This window comes from Ruegeria sp. YTSC004, assembly GCF_059609805.1.
In genome coordinates, this window is record NZ_JBXWMJ010000028.1 from 1 (window position 1) to 17,755 (window position 17,755).

Genomic DNA, 17,755 nt, shown 5'->3' on the forward strand with positions numbered 1-17,755 from the left:
GCGGTCATTGATGAATTCATACACGATCAAATAGCGTGGGCAACTGTGATGAAAAAGAACGAAGATCGCCTCGACCTCATGGCCGAGGGTAATAGCTTGCTGAGGCACATCGTTAAGGAATTTGCCAAGGCTTAAGATGCCATTCAGCCGTGCGAGGCGTCCGGTTTGCGCAACAAACCGGACATCAACTCTTACCATGCCAATGTCCGGTTCTTTTAAGTCAGCTTTCAAGCGGTGCATTGTTGATGCGGCTGACATCCTCCATGATATCGAACACATGGTCGGCGGTCACCGTGATCCCAATCGCTTCAAGTCGCTTCAGGTGCATACTCTTGTAGCTTTCAAGATATTCGCGGTTCCGAAACAGGTATGTGGACCCATAGTGATTGGTTCCATCTTCGACAGTCCAGATTTTCCAGATTACTCCCGGCTCCTCCGCAATACTCTCAGCTAGTTGCTCGGTTCCGGCGAGAAATTCTTCGGTTATTGGACCATCGTAGGTCATATGCAGGTCCCAGATTTTCAGCGTGCTCATTTTCAGGTTCCTTTGCGAGGTTGTAGAGGTTCAGCGGTTCTTCCCAAGCTGGATGAAGCTCAGGACCGCAAGTAAGGCGAAGAAGATGGGGTCGGACCAACCAAACCCGGTGAAAATCCCTGTCAGGCAGGCATAAAACGTGATGACGACACCAAGCAGATTGGTCCACATCAGTCCGGTAAGAATGGCCAGAGCGGCGTCGCTGCCATGTTCAGCATTCCGAAACAAAAAACTGATGATCCCGATGCCACCCAGAAAGATCGAATTATGCTGTGACAGGAACATCGCATATTGGTCGTTCAACTGCAGGCCGTAGTTCGGCCAGAGGATGGCCGGGGCAAAGAACAGCGCGAGTGCGAAAAACATGTAGATCACGCCATGCGCGGTCAGGAAGGTTTTGTTTGTCATGACAGGTCTTTCTAAGGTTGAGGCAGCTTTTTTCGGAGCTGGTTGAGTGTCTTAACCGTCTGGCGCTTATCCTGCGCGCTGAGATCTCCGAATATCTGGTCCAGAGCTTGATTGTGGATTGGCAGGAATTCGGCCACTTTTTGATGCCCCGCTGCGGTCAGGCGCAGAACGCGTGCGCGCCTGTCAGTTTCATCGACGCTCTTTTCCACCAATCCGGCCTGGATCAGGTTTTTGACGACCACATCCAGATTGCCAGAGGTAGATAGGGTCAGTCGCATCAAATCATTGATCGACAACGGACCCTTGTTGCTTAGCGTTTCAAGTGCGTCCCATTGCGGCGCGGTAAGCCCCGCCGAACGAAACGCTGGAACCATCGCGCGCATGAACAATTGTTGGCTGCGAAGCAGGGCGAGCACCAGGGCTTGGTTCTCTCGGGTTTGATTTTCGTGTCTCATGCCGCGCATATATCCCTAGTTAGGGATAAATTCAAGTGTGCCCCAAAGATTTGACCTAAACCGCTCAATCGCTCGATGTGCAGCATTGTGTAAATTTGGGTTCATCGCTGACGTTCTCTGCATACGGGATCAATGTCTGTTGCCAGGCAGATTGGAGTGATTGTGCGAGAGATTCGCAGATCGGCCGACACTCAACCAGAGATCGCTTCACATAACACCCGATTCAGTGACGTTTCCGGTTCTTACGACGATTTCATTCATCTAGTGGTTGCGAAAATCTGCCATTCGAAATTTGGTTCGGCGAAGACTGCGATGCAGAGTGGTTGTGTGAAAACTCTGACCGGTCGGCGAAAGATGCCGAAAACTTCCTTTATGTGCATTCTCTCGCGCTTCTGAGAGACCATTCCACAGGCGCTGAAAACGAGCGCGACGAGAGAGTTTGTGCGCCCGAGTTTTCACACAGCCTCCGGACTTTGCCGTCATTCACTTTTCGGCCTTTGCTGACGCAGCATCTGCGTGAAAGTGCGGCACAGTTACTTTGCTGCGCCGCAGCAGATGTAGTGAGTGTGAACTTCGCCCCTGTTTCCGGACACCGGGGTAAATTAGCCCTGTCCACGAAAGGAGCATGGAATGGGACAATCGAGACGGACGTTCACAGTAGCGGCTTGTCAGCCGTTATTATGAACCCGATGCGACCCAGACTGGAGTTGCCACTAGCAGCTGAAAGTCTCAGCATCCGGCGTACCTCGCCGGATGCTGAGACTTTCACCTTCCAATCTCGGTCTCGTGAGAACCTTTATGCGCGGCAGTCATTCGTCTTGAAGAACCTGCTTAAGGTCTTCAGCCGAAAGCCCACCAATGATGTAGTCGCCTGGCTGTCCAGTAGTTCCGATAGCACCTTGGCTCCCATTGCTCCCCGGTTGCCCTGGTTGACCATTGGCCCCGTTGCCTCGGCAATGGGGCAGATTCTCCTTGCCACCCTGCCCCCCGTCGCCGCCAGGGCCCGGATCACCTGGTGCACCAGCTTTACCGCCAGCACCCGGCGACAGGCGCACCCGGTACAGCGTTGAGGCAAGCGCTAGATGTTCCTGGGCCGTTACCAGTGTGAAGCTTCCTCCATCTCCACCTGCGCCGCCCATGCCCCCGATGCCGCCTGCGCCGCCGTTGCCGCCTCGACCGCCATCACCAGCGCCGCGCTTGCAATCGAAGACCGATTGAGAACCTTGTCGCCCATTTCCGCCAACGCCTCCGCGGCCTCCAGTTTCTCCACGGCCGCCCTTGCCACCGGTCTGCCCTGCAAGCTCGATGATCACAGGACTGGTTGGATCGCCCACGACCAAGGTCAAAGAAGGACCGGCCGAGCCGGCGTAACCTTGGTTTCCCTCACCCCCCGGCGCTCCATCGTTTCCAGCGCGTTCGTCACCGGGGTAACCTCCGGCGCCTGGCGCGCTTCCACGATCAGGTGGAACAGCTAGAGGATCAGCAGACCAAGTGATCTTCCCTGGATCGTTCTGGTCCAAAGAAACAATCTCATTTGCCATAATGTAGAGATTGCCCCTCTGGGCTATTGCGTCTGAAGAAAACGTTAGAGTCGCGCCAGGCTGAAACTCGATACGTTCTGCAGAAAGAAAGAATGAATCCCACACTCGGTCTCCAGAAATCCTAATGACACCGTCGGTAGGCGGTAGGCGAAGTGACTCGACATTGTAGACCTGCGTGTTCAGTTCTATCTCGTCGAGCTCTGCCGGATCTGCATCATCCTGCGCATGTACTTGTGCAGACATCAGCACACACAAACTCGCGGCCGAAGCAGACAAGGTCGTGAAAATGAAATGCGTGTTCATTTTTGATTCTCCCAGACTGTTTGCAAGGCTTATTGCGTTGACCATTGCCATTGGTGACCGACCCAAGCGCCTTGGCCGTCATTGGTGATACCGCCAGTGATGTTACCGGTTGGGCCGTCGCCTTGTCCGACTCCATTTTGGAAATCGTTTCGGCGGAGGTACTCTTGGTACTGCCGTTCTGCGTTTTGCGTCTGAATTCGATTATAGCTGCCGCTGATATCTGAGCTTCGCAGATTTTGGCAAGCCATAGAGTATGACGGCTGACATGAGCCAGACGTTTGCGCGTTTGAGTTGATTGGCACGGCCATCAGGACTACTATTGCAGTGATAGATTTAAGGCCTGCTGCCAAGGACACCTTAGACTTATGTTTGTGTGTAAACATGTTTTCCATGATACTCTCCAATGGTTGTACGCTTTGTTGTTGCGTGTGGAGAGTTATGGATGGCGACCGTCATTGGATCGTCATCACTTTGAAAATAAAAAGTTTCTTACTCAATTCATTCAAAGGGGGCCTGTTGCAGCAAGTATACAGGGGTGAACTTGGACCGGGACTTAGAAACCTCGAAGACCGAAAAGCAAGATGTCGTGATAGACGCTATAGCGAATGTCTACGGCCCATTTCGGTTGAAGTCGTCTCAAGGCATTGACATTACCCCAAGCAGCCCACTGCGACAGGCCATACTTGCTGTTCTCTTGGATACGCCGGGCCGATCCAAATCACGTCGGAGTCTTCAAGATATGTTCTGGGGGTCCGCGGCCAGAGCAAGGTCCGCCGCCAGCTTGCGAACGGTCATTTACCTCTTGAAGAAAGATCTCGCAGCCCTCGGCGAAAACATCATTAAAACTGACCGCAGCGTTGTATCGTTAGCGCCAGGCCGAATATCGGTGGAGTGTGAAAAAGTACCCAGCGCCGAGTATTTGGAAGGTATCGATCTTCAACTCCAAGATTGCGAAGGGTTCGAGGATTGGCTGCGAGAGAAGCGCTTTGGCCCTGTTTTTTGCGAAGAGCCAGACCCCGCCATGGGTAGCGTATTGACTGGCGCATTTTCAACACCACTGCGCCCCGTGGCTCTTGGATTTATGCCAATTATGCATGCCGGTCTGAGACATGCTGATCTAGTTCGCACGAATTCAGTGCTCGACTCAATAGCACGATCCGTATCGCAAGTTACCGAGTTGGATATTCACGATTTACGCGGTTTTGATGTTGATTCATTGCCCTTGCCGATCGAAAGTGGGACAGGCCCAACGCATCTACTACAGCCGCTAGCAGAACGGTGCGGCGAGCGTTTGCGGGTTACGCTGCGGCTACAAGAGGCTGGTTCGCGACGGATCGATTGGATATCGGAACCTTTTGAGGCTTCTCACGACACCTCGGAATATGAAGCGGCTTTTGCAGCAGATACACTGCTAGAAAACCTCGCATCCTGTAAGGTTTCGTCCGACGCCCCCGACTTATTTCCTTGGGTTGCAATCACCGCTCTGTTTTCATTGAACGAAGAACTTATTCGTAGAACTGAAGCGCAAATTGAACGGATGATCGAAGCAGGGTCACCCAGGGTGTTCGAATGCCTCAGACTTTTTGCTCAGGTTTTCAAGGAAAATGAAGGTGTTGAAATGGCACCCGATATCGCGCCCGAAACCTTATGTGAACTTGTAGCCGAGGTCCCAAATTCCAACCCGATGCTACCTCTTTGGCAAAGCCTTGCAGGATATTCCGCGCATATGCTGCTTGGCGAAAATGATTTGGCAGAGCAGTTTCTCGAAAGCTCCTATTCTCGAGCGCCCAACCTTGCGCTTAATCTCGATCATCTGGCCGTAGTGCGCATGATGCGAGGGGATCTCGCAGGGGCAGAAGAAGCGTTTCAACGCTGTCAAAAGGTTGGCGCTGGCAGCCCTTGGCGCTATACCTACGATGTCACTGGGTCAATGCTGGCCATGGCACGTGGTGACTACGTTACGTCACTCATGTTCGCCAACCAAGCGTTGATGCGAAAGCCTAGATTTGTTGGCGCCCTGCGCTATGCGATGGCCGGTTTCGCGCTGATTGAGAACCAGAAGGATGCGCTGCTAATGCACGCACGTATCCTTAGACTGCGACCTGACTATGACTTTGGCGGTTGGACGGAAATTATGGCCCGCCGAACCCCGCGCAATCTCAGCCAGGCACTCGTCGCAAGTTTTCAACGAAACGGAATTGTTTGAAGAAGTACGAGGATACCATGATTGACGAATGTGAACCGCCTGAACCAATTGATTGCACGACCGATGTCTGGGAAATCTTGAAGAACGGCTGGCTTCTGGTCGACAATGATCGGCTCGACCTGCGAGCTCGCCCGGGCGATCCATCAGAACCGCCCCCAATAAACCGGCAGAACACAACCAGTGTAGGCGGTGGGCTTTTACATAAGTCGCTGCATAAATCTCTGCACAAGTCCCTTCACAAGAGCCTGCACAAGAGTCTACACAAGTCAGCATACGCTTCAGGCTCATTTGGCTCGGGCGCTGGTGGTCTCGATTGGCCCACGATTGAAATACCTTGGCGTGAACTTACTCGCCTGTTCGAACTACAAGAAGCTTTCGAGTGGGACCGCTTCCCTCCTGATGTATTCCCACCGCCTCCCGCGGTTCAGAAAAGGCTCGATGAAGCGGTTGAACTTGCTAGGTTGCAGAACAAGCTTCGCGAGCCCGATCAAGCGTTTAGGCGGGAGCGCATACCCATTGAAGCTGGTAATGACTTAACAGCATTCATGTTGCCACTTGGTGCAGATGTGACCACACCAGGTGGCCAAACCGCAGTAATGTTCCAAACCATTCTCTGGCTCGGAAGCTTGATTGGCCTATTATACAAAGAACGCTTCAATGCCCCTCGACCGCATGTGCTTAATCCTTCGCTGGAACCTTTCATTCCGGTTCCCGCTTTTTCATCCTATCCATCCAACCATGCTTTTCAGTCTTTTTTGATTGCCGAGGTATTCACACGCTCTGTGCCAGAGCATCCAGGAGGTGAAGCACTTTTTAGCGCCGCAAGAGAAGTTGCGAAGAACCGAGAGTACGCAGGACTTCACGTTCCATCGGATACAAAAGCTGGTCAATTACTTGCGCGTCTCTGCGCCCCAATGTTTGAAATCATTCTTGAAGACCAAATCCGCGCAGTACGCACGGAATGGTTGGGGGAGGACTATTTTGTATGAATAGCGATCTGAGAAATCCGAAACCTATATACACTGCCGACGATGAACTGCGGTATGTTGACGAACATTCTGACTACTACTGCCACCCGTCTGGCACCGGCTTCCGCCCTGCATTTCATGGGCTTTGGCATCTAAAAGAATTGGACGTGGTAGACGACCTCGAAAACTATGTCAGCACCGCTTGGGAAGAAGCCCGAGCTTATGCAGGCGATGGCGAGCACCCACCCATGCGCGTCGTAATTATTGATACGCCGGTCGACTACAATCACCCAAACCTCAAAGATGCAATCAATAAGTCACTAATGCGGGACTTTAGCAGGTTCGACTTAGGAGCGTTCGCCGTCCTCGACACAAGAGTTGTGCCACATAACGACGTTGAGAGAGAGCATATTGAACTTGCAGCTAATACAATAGATCCTGACTTGTCGGCAGCAATCGCCAGCGAGCGAGAGTGGATTGACGCCAATCAGCACAACAACGAATTGCTCGAGATGAGCCAATTGCAGGTATTTGGAGCGCATGGTACCGCCGTGGCTGGGCTGATAGGTGCAAGACCGACAACGATCAATCTGCGCGAACCAGCCTTTTTTCATGGTCGCGAGGATGGCACCTACGACAAGTCGGTTGTCCGCCAATGTGTTGACCTACCCTACGCGGGGATGAACCCGTTCTGTGAGATAGTACCTATCTCAGTGTCAGCGTCACCACGCCCCGAAATGCTGCTGAATGCAATTAATTACGCGCGAGCGGTCTCTCCTACGGTTGTCGTTATTGCCGACTCGTGGGAAAGGCCCGAAGACTGGCGAGGAACTAACTGGGAAGCGCTTGAGCAGGCCTTGCTAGGCCTATGTCAAGAGAGTCTGGTGTTTTGTGCAGCTGGGAACGAAGATCTGGAAAATTTGGTATACCCAGCATCATTGAGCTCTGAGGAGCAAGGACCATGGGCGGTTGGGGCCTGCGAAAGATACTACGACGACTCTGAGGTCTTTGTTAACGACCTGAGCTATTCTCCTGACTTCGAAACCGCTATTGGCCTGAAGAATACCTCTAGTGGCCAGTCAATGTCTCAGTGGATGATCCGCACGCTAAGCACTGAGTTACCCCGCTTTGATGACACCGAACAAAAGATTGATCCTTGGGAGGCTATCGACAAAGAACTTGGCAGCCCGAAGGCAACTGATAGGTATCCTCCTCGGGACATCATTGCCACCGATCTTCCTGGCCGCTTCGGGTACAATCCTGCCCCCTACGCATACGTACCTTTGCCAGAAGGAGAGCACTACGAGATAGCCTCTCTGTTTTGTCGTTTCGCGGGAACGTCCGCAGCAACAGCGATCGCAGGCGGACTTGCCAGCCTGATCCCACCCAACGAACTGAATTTGTCACGTCCGGCCCGGGAGCCTGACGACGTACATAGCGATTTGGCAAAGCTGTTCGATTTGAGTCTAGCATATCACTTATTTAGAACGTAAGCGCGCTAGACTTGGGATTATGGCCCGTACTTGTTTCATGCCCAAACTGCAATACTAGTGGCGAGAGCGATGGTGGTGAGGATTATCTTTGTTTATCTTCCACTACGGGTAACCGCACGTTGGCAACCCGTCAGTGTGCCAAACATGACCTCGATCCGGCTGCGTCGCTTGTAGTGGCACGTCTCACATTTGACGGTGGCATTTCGCGGCTCTCTGGAAATGGTACGCACGCATATTGGTGCTGGGTCAGTAATGCTTGACGTTTGGATCAGAATTGAATGACGCGATTTGAGCATTTGTTGAGGTTTCGGTGGCCGATTGAGTCAAAGATCAGTGACGTTCTACATTTACTGTTGAACGTCACACGAACCTGACCCAACCGTCACAGTTGGACCAGAAACGGGTGAACGTTCGACACCGGAAGGCACCCCCCGATGTTGGCCATAAGTTGAATTTGGCCTTTGCGTCTAAACTGATCCAGAATCCCCATTTTAATACTCCCGCAATGACTTTGTTTGACCTGGCTTCCCTTTTTTGAAAATCAGGGCTGATTTGCAGATCAGACAGCGAAGCTGCCTGTTCCTGCTGATCTGCCACGTGGCGAACGCGGGAGGGGGCGAGGCAATGCTATTCACAGGGGTGGTGCGGACCGGAGGCGCAGCCGAGGACACGGCCCTGTCTAATAGGGTTGCCCGAGGGCGAGGGCTGCGCCCTCACCCTGACGGCCAGGGGTGTTTGGCTTGTCCAAATCCCGCTGACCTAGGAAAGGAAAGCGGCGGGGAGGATGACCCGCCACCATTGGCGATTGTTAAATTCTGTCAAACCGCAAAAGTGACAGCGGCCCATACCGGTCACTCGACACGGTACCGATATTCTGCATTTGCAGCCCGCATTCCGGTCATTCGCTGCGCCCGCAAAATCTGTGGTTGGACGAATTCACAGATTGCGGACAAAGCGGCCTTTGGTTCTCCAAACAAATCGGACATTTTTGGTTTTAGACTAGGCGGTTGTGTAGAGTGACAGGATTACTTGTCTTCTCTTCCGTAAGCACAATATCTCAATTGGCACCCTCATTGGATGCTGAGGAGGCCGCTACCAATCGAATTTCCATCATATCTTTAGGTCCAAGCGCGGCTTCCAAAATGGGCGGAAGAGTTCAATCTTGGGGCATCGGTTCATCACGACTTTAAGGCCCGCCGCTTCTGCGAGTTGCGCTGCTTTGTCGTCATACACACCGATTTGACCCCAAAGAACTTTTGCCCCGATTGCGATAGCCTTCTCGGCAAAGGCATATAACTCTTCCTTCGGGCGGAAAACGTCTACCATATCAACATGTTTGTCGATCTCTTCCAATGAGTGGTAGACTTTGAGCCCTCTAATTTCCGAAACATTCGGGTTAGGATTCACCGGTAGAATATCATAGCCGATTTCACTCAGCTGTCGCAGAACGCCATAGCTGAATTTCGTTTTGTCCGCGCTAGCCCCCACCATTGCAATGGTTTTAACCGACTGCAGGATGTCGGCGAGGTAATTGGGGTCGTAATCGTAGATGTGGTCGATATCTGCTTCGGGCATCGGTTAACCTTCCTTCGGCGTCGCAATGTCAGCCTTGAGTTCGTGGGGTTTGAGAGGGTCGAGAAACGGATTGCGGTACAGCTTGCCATGGCTCTCGACCCCGATCTCAAGCGTGATGTCGGATGTCGGACGTGCCACGCAAAGGATCACATAGCCGTTCGCGATTTGCCGATTATTCAGCGCAACCTGTCGGCGTTGATCGATCGCGCCAGTCTTTAGTTTTGCCGCGCAGGTAATGCAGCCGCCATACTTGCACCCAAAAGGCAAGTCGACGCCCTGTTCTCTCAGCGTTTCCAGAAGTGGGCGCCGCGCATCCACACAGTATTGCGCGCCATCTCTGTTCGCGATCGTCACGGTATACATAGTCATAGCCAGATGTCGCTTGTGCAATCACCGCCCGGATACCGGCTCTCGTGACAGCGCGATGGACCATTCGGTTCTTTGCCAAAGTCCACAATGAAATCCTCGTTGATCTTCATACCACCGTTTTCAGGGTCGCAATCGATCATCACCATAACCCCGCCCTTTTCGCGGATCTCGGGATAGAACTGGTTATCCCAAGTCGAGAACAGCGAGGTCGTGACATAAAGCCTTCGCCCGTCGAGAGAGAGCTGGAACATTTGCGGACCACCCGCGACCTCGACCCCGTTAACGATCGGAGCTTTACCCAAAAGGCCCCCCATAAACACTTGGCCGGTCAGCTTGGGATTATGCGGGTCGGTGATGTCATACTGGCGCATATCTCCATGCAGCCAATTGTTCAGGTACAAGTATTTGTCGTCCATCGAAATCAGGATCGCCGACATAACCCCCGGCAACGGGATCGGCCATTCGGGGTGCATCTCGTTTTCCACGTCGATGATCTTTTCCCACTGCCACTTTTTTGCATCGTCTTGCCACCAATGGATCACATTGGTCGAAAGAGCTGCGCCACAGAACCCATGCGTGCTGTCGGGGTCATGGTGGAACTTGACTTCCAGTGGCAACAGCCCGTCTTCACCCAGATAGAAGCTTTCGACCGGTTCGCGCCTTTCGAAATCCCAAAAATGCAGCTCGCGCCCATATTTCAGATGGCCCACTTCTTCCAGATCGAAGCCCGGCATGAAGGTATTGGGCGCAGCCCATTCGGAACTGACCATCACGTTGTGGCGTGGTTGGTACCAGAAGTCATAGCCGAATTTGATCTCGCCCATCGAGGTTTCCCAGCGACCGACGATGTTGAACTCTTTATCGAGATGCAGATAGCCTCCAGGAGCTTCACCCTTGGCATTTCCAAGGAAGGAAATGATGATTTCCGAGCCCAAACAATGCACCGTATGCGGGCCCGATAAATCTGTCTTGGCCTTGATTTCCGCCCCGTCGATGACCTTATGCAACCGCGGCGCACGCGGGTCAGTGGCTGTATCAACGATATGAAGGTTGTTAGAGCGTACGCCCGGCAGGATCAGGTATTTGCGGGACATCGAGCCGTCGTCGTGACAGGACGAACAGGCGTTCCACCCCATGTGGTGAAGCTCGTCCCCAATCCCCGGCATTTCCAGCCTATGGATTACCTGAGAATAGGTCGAGCTGTTAGGGTCGACATCCACTGTAGCAAGGTAATCAGGTTTCTGAATCCCTGTCCCGGTGTAGATGGCGATCGTGTAGAGTAGCTTTTCTCGGGGGGCTTTGATGGCTTCTTGCGGACTCTTGAAGCCCGGTCCACAGCATTGTCCATCCATCGTATGCTCCTCCCTTGATTCCCTAAATTGTATCGTATATCGAAAACTTAGTTATCATAAAGTGAGAAAAATGCATCTCGAACGATTAGCGCTGATTTTGGAAATCGTGGGTCAAAAAGGACGTGCGTCCGTAGCGGATATCTGTGCCCAGTCCGATATACCTAAACCGACGGCCTACAGGCTGGTTCAAGACCTTGTTTTGTCCGGCCTACTTGAATCACCAACCCGCGGTGAGTTCGCGATTGGGATTAGGCTAAAGCGTATCACGTTGAGCGATCACTCTGATCCCGCTCTTTTGCAGGTGATTGCGCCTGTCCTCTCTGGCGCCGCTAATGACTATGGCGCTGCGTTTTTCTTGTCTCGGCTACGGGGCAATTGGGTTGAGATTATTCATGTGGAGACACCGCAGACGGGCGTGTCTTTTCTTCATCCAGGTATGGGCAAACGACCAATGCACGCTTGCTCTTGCGCCAAGGCAATCGCCGCCGTGTCGCCTGAGCTGCTGTCTCAAGACCGATTGGATGGGCAGCTTAAGCGGTACACAGATCGCACGATTACAGACCCTAAGGATCTGGCCGCGGAACTCGATGTCATTCGAGCCAAAGGGTATGCCGTATGTGTTGAAGAGCTCGAGCACGGGATCAGTTCTGTCGCAACAACGCTGACCAAGACAGGTGTTGGTGCGACGCTTTCAATCGGCGCTACGGCGTCTCTTCGGGTGTTTACACCTTCGAAGCGAGAAAAGATTGGCCATACACTTACCACAATGTCACACGAACTTGCACGCGCGCTAGGATGGGGTGAAGCAGATAAAGAAAGGATACCCGCTTAGGTTCGTGGGTATCGCAGTGCTGTAGGTTAACGCTATCCAGCAGGACAGGTGTGTTTTGCGACCTTCGCCGCTTTTAGGTCAATGAGGGAGACAAATATGGACGATGCAATGTTTGGTGGGTTCTTCGTGATCAACGTAAAACCTGAGTATCGGCAGCCATTTTTGGACGCCAGCATCTTCCAAGCGCAAAATGTTGTCAGTGAAGAACCCGATGTTTTCCAGTTTCATATTATGGTGGATGAGACAAACCCAAATCGTTTCTATTTCTACGAAGTGTTCAGAAACGAAGCCGCGGTCCAAGATCATTGGGAATCTGAAACCTTCAATAACTGGTTGAACACTGTCCGAAAGATGCTGGATGGTGAGATCGAACTTGTTGCCAGGATGCGCTCGCTTTTTCCGACGCCAAAAGGTTTCGAGGCGCAAAAAGCAAGCCTGCTACTATGGTAAAATTGACCGACGTTTGAGATTTTCGTCCGTGCGAGAACATTACGGGTTTCGGTGCTGGTCCGCTTTGGACTCGATGCGATCATGCGATGATATTTCGAGAGCGTCTTCGATGCGCTCGAAGCTGATACCCGACAGATTTGACTGAACAGCTGCCAGCCTATTTTAGAGAAAAAGGGAATTTCGTATGAACGGATGGATCTATTTTGGGTTTGCGTTGCTGGTTTCAGCGTGCAGCCCGCCTACGCAGGCTCCATTGGTCACTGACGCGAACGGTCAGACTGCCATCCAAATCAACACAAGCGGGCTGACATGCTACTTGTCGACCTGTCTGGAGATCACAAGAGGCAGCGTTCGCGCGATCGGACACAAGAGAGCGCGGATCCCTAAAGGTATCGATGTCAGCAGCGGAACCGTCACCCCAGACGAGTTCAAGCGGATGCGCCAATCAGCGATGCTGGCGGGGGGACCCGGTTCTGGCAATAGGTAAAGGAAGGAGAGGTCGCGATATGTTCAACGATGACGTCCAGGCACGATGCCCGGAATGCGGATCGCTGGATGCGGTGGTTACGGGTGAGAAGGCTGCCTGCAATGCATGTGGGTACGAGGAGCCTTTTCTGTTCGATGAGGCGGTGCGCGACGGAGCGCATGAGGTTGTGGCCAACGCGCAGAAAATGGCACGGGCGAGAGACGTTCTGCAGCGATGGGATTTTGCAGGGTAAATGGGTGGCTGAGGGGGCCAGAAATCCAGAAGAGTGAAAACGCGCTGTGCGGACCCCTCAGGGACGAAACGAGGGCCGCGCCTGTCACGAGATGAAAAAATCCGTTAACCCCTTTTTGAATGGGCGTAGAAAGGGTTACTATGCTGCGACTTGCTCGGTAGGGCTCAAACGCTTCATTCTGCGCGGGCTGTGCTGTAATCCTCGTCCGAGACATGCTCCATCCAATCCGCAGTCTTGCCCTCGACAGACGTCTGCACAGCCAGATGGGTCATCGCACAGTCTGGCGACGCGCCGTGCCAATGTCGCTCTCCTGGCGCGAACCACACCGTATCGCCAGGGCGCAACACCTGCACTGGCTGCCCCTCAGACCCAGCCAGGCCCAAGCCCGACAAAACATGCAGCGTTTGACCGGCAGGGTGCGTGTGCCAAGCTGTCCGTGCGCCGGGTTCAAAAGTCACCGTAAGAATCTTGACCGGCGAGGGATCATTCCCTGTCACAACGGGATCAAAGCGAACCGTACCGGTGAAATACTCATTGCCAGGAAATTGAGAGGGCCGGTCCCCGGCGCGGTGAATCTCCATGATGTGCTCCTTCGATGCGCTTCTCTCAGCGACTTAGCAGAGTTCCGATTTCAAACCCAGAGGCGCGCCGGGTCGACGCGGCCATCAGAGCGCCATTGTCGAATGCCCAGAATGCGGCTGGAACCGGTCATCGGTTTGAACAGGACCTACGGCCGAGTTGCGGACATTGCCGACAAAAAAGACAAAACTAAAACTCTGGTTTGCGATAGGATAAACCGTTGCCTAGACGGCCAGTTTTTGATCTCAACCTTGTTCAAGCGCTCTTGGTTTTTTGCGCGACCAACTTAATCTTCAGGGATACTTGAACCGAGGAACTCGAACTTTTGAGTGCTACCCACTGTGATTGGTTTCTCGTTGGCAAAAAGACTGCTATCAAATGAGAACGAATTATCGGTTCCGATCATCTGAATGTGAGAATAAATGCGCTTAGCTCTTTTCATTCTCTTTCCGATTATGTTTATCGGGTTGCTTGTTTTTCTGATCTTTGGCTTGAAACCGCCCAACAGTATTAAGCTGGCTGCTGGCATTAGCGGCGGCGGATATTGGCAAGTTGGACAGCTCTACAAAGCAGAACTTGCACGTGACGACATTCAGGTAGTTTTAGTTGAAACCGAGGGGTCCATTGAGAACATTCAGAAACTTGTTTCTGGCGAAGTGGATGCCGCATTTGTTCAGGGTGGTCTGGAAATACCTCAGGACGAAAACTTACAGTCTTTGGGCGCCATTTTTCTTGAACCTATGGTGGTGTTCCGCGGAAAGTCGAGTCCAGTCGGGGCCAATGCAGGAGAATGGGGAGACATTCGCTTAGCTGCAGGAACCAAGGCGTCCGGTACTCGCGCCGCCGCTTTAGCGCTAATTGAGGCCGCTGGGTTGCAAAATGTCGACATAGACCTCGTCGATTTCGGGGGCAATGACGCGATAGAGGCGTTGTATGCCAACGAAGCGGATGCAGCGTTGTTTGTCGCTCCACTCGATGCACCTTACCTTATGGATGCGATCTTTGATCCAGAAATCATTTTCGTCCCTATGGCTTTGGTCGATGCCCTTGCATTGAAACTTTCCGGAGCGAATTCGGTAACTGTACCGGCAGGATCAATCACACTTGACCCTCCGAGACCACCAGAGGACGTCAAGATCTTAGCATTGCGAGCTTCACTTATCGCCGCATCCGATCTGCACCCTGCAGTAACCGATAGGTTAGTGAATGCAGCAAAGAACATTCATAGCGAACCTAATATTTTGCAAAGTGCGCGCGAGTACCCGAACACGGCTTCACCGCCTGTACCACTGAACAAAATTGCCACAGAACTCATAAACTCTGGGCCAAACTTTTTGCATGGCGTCTTGCCATATTGGATCGCAGCGCAGTTTGGCAGCGTACTGTTATTGCTGTTGCCTTTGTTGTTCTTAGTACCGTTTTTGCGGATAGTCCCGTCCAGTTACGTGTGGTTTCAAAAGCGCCGGGTCTGGCGTTTTTATCAGCGTATCATGGCGCTTGAGGAGGAACTCAGCAAGGCACAGACCTCAACTGAGGTTGAAGAAGTCGCCAAAAATATCGAAAACGTGGACACCGCCCTTGCAAATCTGAATCTGCCGCTCGCATACCGCCAGGGAGCATATGATGCACGTTTGCACGTAGACCTAATTCGACAGGAGATTGCGCGTCGTCAAACTGCAAAAAGTTGATGAAACCTCAACGTTCGCAAGCAAACCACGCTAAAATACCTTTTTAATTTGAGACTTCGATACAGGTGTGTGCTTTAGTTATTGCGTGTACGCCGCTTTGGGGTCGCAGCCATCGTTCGCAGAGATTTATTTAGCGGCGGCTGTGCTGAACGAATAGAGTTCAGATTATGCGTCATAGTTACTTGTATTGAGCGTTGTTAGGTTTGAACAAAATATGAGGTTAGGAAATGATCCGTTTAGCATCTATTCTGACTATCGCGCTTGCGGCTGGTGCGCACGCCGAGGACGTCCCAAGCACTCAACCTGGCGACAGAGAGTATTCCCCCTACCCACAACAAAACTTCCCTAATCAGGTCTTTTTCGGCGATACCCATTTGCATACATCATACTCTGCCGATGCCGGTATGATCGGGAATGTACTTGGCCCTGATGAAGCGTACAGGTTTGCCAAAGGCGAAGTCGTTATATCCAGCACCGGTGTCGAAGCGAGGTTGCGCCGACCATTGGATTTTCTGGTTATTGCCGATCACGCCGAAAACCTTGGTCTTGCGCCGCTGCTCTCAGTCAAGGATGCCACGCTGCTCTCCACGGAGTTTGGCCAGCAACTGAACACGGCTGTCGAGGCAGGTGATCCCGTTGGCGCATGGTCGATTTGGAGCCAAGCCAAGTCCACTGGCACAGACCCATTGGCGGATTATCAGGAGATCTACCAGACAGCGTGGAGCAACATTACCTCCGCCGCTGAGGCACACAATCAACCGGGTTTGTTTACTGCGCTTATAGGGTTCGAGTGGACCTCAAACCCACAGCGGAACAACCTGCACAGGAATGTCATATTCAACGGTGGCAAAGAGGGCGCGGACAAGATCATCCCGTTCTCGAACTTTGATAGCTTCGACCCCGAAGACCTTTGGGCATGGATGGAACAAGCCGAAGAAACAACAGGCCAAAAGCTGCTCGCGATCCCGCACAATGGCAATTTGTCCAACGGGTTGATGTTCGACGAAGTGCGCTTGTCGGGCGAACCGTTCGATGTTGAGTATTTCAAACAGCGCGCCAAGTGGGAACCGATCTACGAAATCACACAAATGAAAGGTGACGGCGAAGCACATCCCATGCTGTCACCAGACGATGAATTTGCTGACTTCGAAACGTGGGACAAAGGACAACTTGGACCAGAGCCCAAGACACCGGAGATGCTTCCACGCGAGTATGCGCGGGCCGCATTGCGGCGGGGGCTTGGATACGAGGCGGAAACGGGGACAAACCCCTTCAAATTTGGCGTAATCGGCTCAACTGATGCTCATACATCGCTGTCCACGGTTGGCGAGGACAATTTCTTCGGGAAAGTCTCAGCTGTTGAACCTACTGCTGACCCGATCCGATTTGAAGAGGTCGTCGGCGGTATTGGTGGTGACGAGAATGTTGCCCAATATGCATGGCAGACTTCGGCGTCGGGTTTGGCGGCCGTTTGGGCAAGGGAAAACACCCGCGAGGCCATTTGGGATGCTTTTGCTCTAAAAGAAGTCTATGCAACCACAGGACCGCGTATGCGCGTTCGCGTCTTTGCTGGATACGAATTTGATGAAACAGACCTGCCGCGCGCTGACTTTGCTGAGTATGGATATGAAAATGGCGTCCCGATGGGGGCGGATTTGCCAGCGGATAGTGACGGTCGGTCTCCGCGCCTTCTCATCCGTGCGCTCCGTGACCCCGATGGGGCCAACCTCGACCGTATTCAGGTTGTCAAAGGTTGGCTGAACAGTGACGGCACAACGTCGGAACGTGTTTATGATGTTGCCTGTGGCGGGCGTGAACTTCTAAACGCGGCGTGTGACGGCCCGGTTGGCAATACGGTGGATGTAGAAAACGCGTCTTGGACAAATGACATCGGCCAGGCAATTCTCGCCGGATATTGGGAAGACCCGAACTTCGACCCGACGCAAAGCGCGTTTTACTATGTCAGAGTGCTGGCAATACCAACGCCGCGTTGGACGACATACGATGCAAAGGTGTTCGGAACGGAGACCCCAGACGAAGCACCGCGCTCGATACAGGAGCGGGCTTACACATCACCAATTTGGTACACTCCTCAGGGATGAGTGATATTAGGTTAAGACTGAATATCTCTTAGTCTGCTCTGGGCTCTCCGTTGACCTTAGCTGCAGCGTTAATTAATGGCCGCTATCCTTATTGGGTCAGAATTGCTTGACGTTTGGGTCAGAAATGAATGACGTGATTGACCGATTTAATGAGGTTTTGGCCGTCGATTGAGTCAAATA

At 52.6% G+C, this 17,755-nt stretch carries 18 protein-coding genes; 9 read left to right on the plus strand and 9 right to left on the minus strand.

Annotation, left to right across the window (positions count from 1 at the left end):
• From AC2FFP_RS22810 to AC2FFP_RS22830, 5 genes are all read right to left on the minus strand, one after another.
• Positions 1-240 (minus strand): hypothetical protein (locus AC2FFP_RS22810; RefSeq protein WP_496881552.1); only part of this gene is annotated, 240 nt, incomplete at its 3' end.
• Positions 221-535, minus strand: a complete 315-nt coding sequence (locus AC2FFP_RS22815) for a monooxygenase (protein WP_170347533.1) — start codon at positions 533-535, stop codon at positions 221-223. The genes AC2FFP_RS22815 and AC2FFP_RS22810, both read right to left, overlap by 20 nt.
• A 30-nt stretch (positions 536-565) precedes the next feature.
• Positions 566-943 (minus strand): hypothetical protein, encoded by a 378-nt coding sequence (locus AC2FFP_RS22820; RefSeq protein ID WP_282153915.1) that lies wholly within the window; start codon positions 941-943, stop codon positions 566-568.
• A gap of 11 nt (positions 944-954) precedes the next feature.
• Entirely contained in the window at positions 955-1,398 is a 444-nt protein-coding gene (locus AC2FFP_RS22825) for a MarR family winged helix-turn-helix transcriptional regulator (RefSeq protein WP_282153916.1), read from the minus strand.
• 809 nt (positions 1,399-2,207) lie between these two features.
• Complete coding sequence (locus AC2FFP_RS22830; protein WP_496881553.1) at positions 2,208-3,242, minus strand: hypothetical protein; 1,035 nt, start codon at positions 3,240-3,242, stop codon at positions 2,208-2,210.
• 53 nt (positions 3,243-3,295) lie between these two features.
• Here AC2FFP_RS22830 and AC2FFP_RS22835 point away from each other — a divergent pair, with 53 nt between their 5' ends.
• The 4 genes from AC2FFP_RS22835 (at position 3,296) to AC2FFP_RS22850 (ending at position 7,909) form a co-directional block, all read left to right on the plus strand.
• Entirely contained in the window at positions 3,296-3,466 is a 171-nt protein-coding gene (locus AC2FFP_RS22835; RefSeq protein WP_496881554.1) for a hypothetical protein, read from the plus strand.
• Between the two features lie 578 nt (positions 3,467-4,044).
• On the plus strand, positions 4,045-5,448 hold the full coding sequence (locus AC2FFP_RS22840; RefSeq protein ID WP_496881555.1) for a tetratricopeptide repeat protein: 1,404 nt from the start codon (positions 4,045-4,047) through the stop codon (positions 5,446-5,448).
• A complete protein-coding gene (locus AC2FFP_RS22845) occupies positions 5,445-6,437 on the plus strand; it encodes a phosphatase PAP2 family protein (RefSeq protein WP_496881556.1) in 993 nt (330 codons plus the stop codon). The genes AC2FFP_RS22840 and AC2FFP_RS22845 overlap by 4 nt, the downstream gene beginning before the upstream one ends.
• Entirely contained in the window at positions 6,434-7,909 is a 1,476-nt protein-coding gene (locus AC2FFP_RS22850) for a S8 family serine peptidase (RefSeq protein ID WP_496881557.1), read from the plus strand. Before AC2FFP_RS22845 ends, AC2FFP_RS22850 begins: the two co-directional genes overlap by 4 nt.
• Positions 7,910-9,019: 1,110 nt before the next feature.
• Here the strand turns inward: AC2FFP_RS22850 and AC2FFP_RS22855 are convergent.
• Genes AC2FFP_RS22855 through AC2FFP_RS22865 form a run of 3 tightly spaced genes read right to left on the minus strand, consistent with a single transcriptional unit; the run spans position 9,020 to position 11,205 of the window.
• Positions 9,020-9,484, minus strand: a complete 465-nt coding sequence (locus AC2FFP_RS22855; RefSeq protein WP_496770747.1) for a CoA-binding protein — start codon at positions 9,482-9,484, stop codon at positions 9,020-9,022.
• Positions 9,485-9,487: 3 nt separating this feature from the next.
• Positions 9,488-9,853 (minus strand): 2Fe-2S iron-sulfur cluster-binding protein, encoded by a 366-nt coding sequence (locus tag AC2FFP_RS22860; RefSeq protein WP_172677913.1) that lies wholly within the window; start codon positions 9,851-9,853, stop codon positions 9,488-9,490.
• Positions 9,850-11,205 carry a selenium-binding family protein gene (locus tag AC2FFP_RS22865; RefSeq protein ID WP_496770744.1) on the minus strand — a complete coding sequence of 452 codons (1,356 nt, stop codon included), beginning with the start codon at positions 11,203-11,205 and terminating at the stop codon, positions 9,850-9,852. Before AC2FFP_RS22865 ends, AC2FFP_RS22860 begins: the two co-directional genes overlap by 4 nt.
• A gap of 70 nt (positions 11,206-11,275) precedes the next feature.
• Between AC2FFP_RS22865 and AC2FFP_RS22870 the strand changes: the two genes are divergently transcribed.
• From AC2FFP_RS22870 to AC2FFP_RS22880, 3 genes are all read left to right on the plus strand, one after another.
• Positions 11,276-12,037, plus strand: a complete 762-nt coding sequence (locus AC2FFP_RS22870; RefSeq protein WP_496844610.1) for an IclR family transcriptional regulator — start codon at positions 11,276-11,278, stop codon at positions 12,035-12,037.
• Between the two features lie 108 nt (positions 12,038-12,145).
• The gene (locus AC2FFP_RS22875) at positions 12,146-12,487 is read left to right on the plus strand and encodes a putative quinol monooxygenase (protein WP_496781046.1); all 342 of its coding nucleotides are present in this window, start codon (positions 12,146-12,148) and stop codon (positions 12,485-12,487) included.
• A 506-nt stretch (positions 12,488-12,993) separates the two neighbouring features.
• Positions 12,994-13,206 carry a hypothetical protein gene (locus AC2FFP_RS22880; protein WP_496844609.1) on the plus strand — a complete coding sequence of 71 codons (213 nt, stop codon included), beginning with the start codon at positions 12,994-12,996 and terminating at the stop codon, positions 13,204-13,206.
• Positions 13,207-13,379: 173 nt separating this feature from the next.
• Here AC2FFP_RS22880 and AC2FFP_RS22885 read toward each other — a convergent pair whose 3' ends face one another.
• On the minus strand, positions 13,380-13,787 hold the full coding sequence (locus AC2FFP_RS22885; protein WP_496727363.1) for a (R)-mandelonitrile lyase: 408 nt from the start codon (positions 13,785-13,787) through the stop codon (positions 13,380-13,382).
• A gap of 420 nt (positions 13,788-14,207) precedes the next feature.
• Here AC2FFP_RS22885 and AC2FFP_RS22890 point away from each other — a divergent pair, with 420 nt between their 5' ends.
• Positions 14,208-15,473, plus strand: coding sequence for a TAXI family TRAP transporter solute-binding subunit (locus AC2FFP_RS22890; protein WP_496881558.1), 1,266 nt, complete (start codon positions 14,208-14,210; stop codon positions 15,471-15,473).
• A gap of 227 nt (positions 15,474-15,700) precedes the next feature.
• The gene (locus tag AC2FFP_RS22895; protein WP_496770928.1) at positions 15,701-17,575 is read left to right on the plus strand and encodes a DUF3604 domain-containing protein; all 1,875 of its coding nucleotides are present in this window, start codon (positions 15,701-15,703) and stop codon (positions 17,573-17,575) included.
• Positions 17,576-17,755 lie beyond the last annotated feature (180 nt).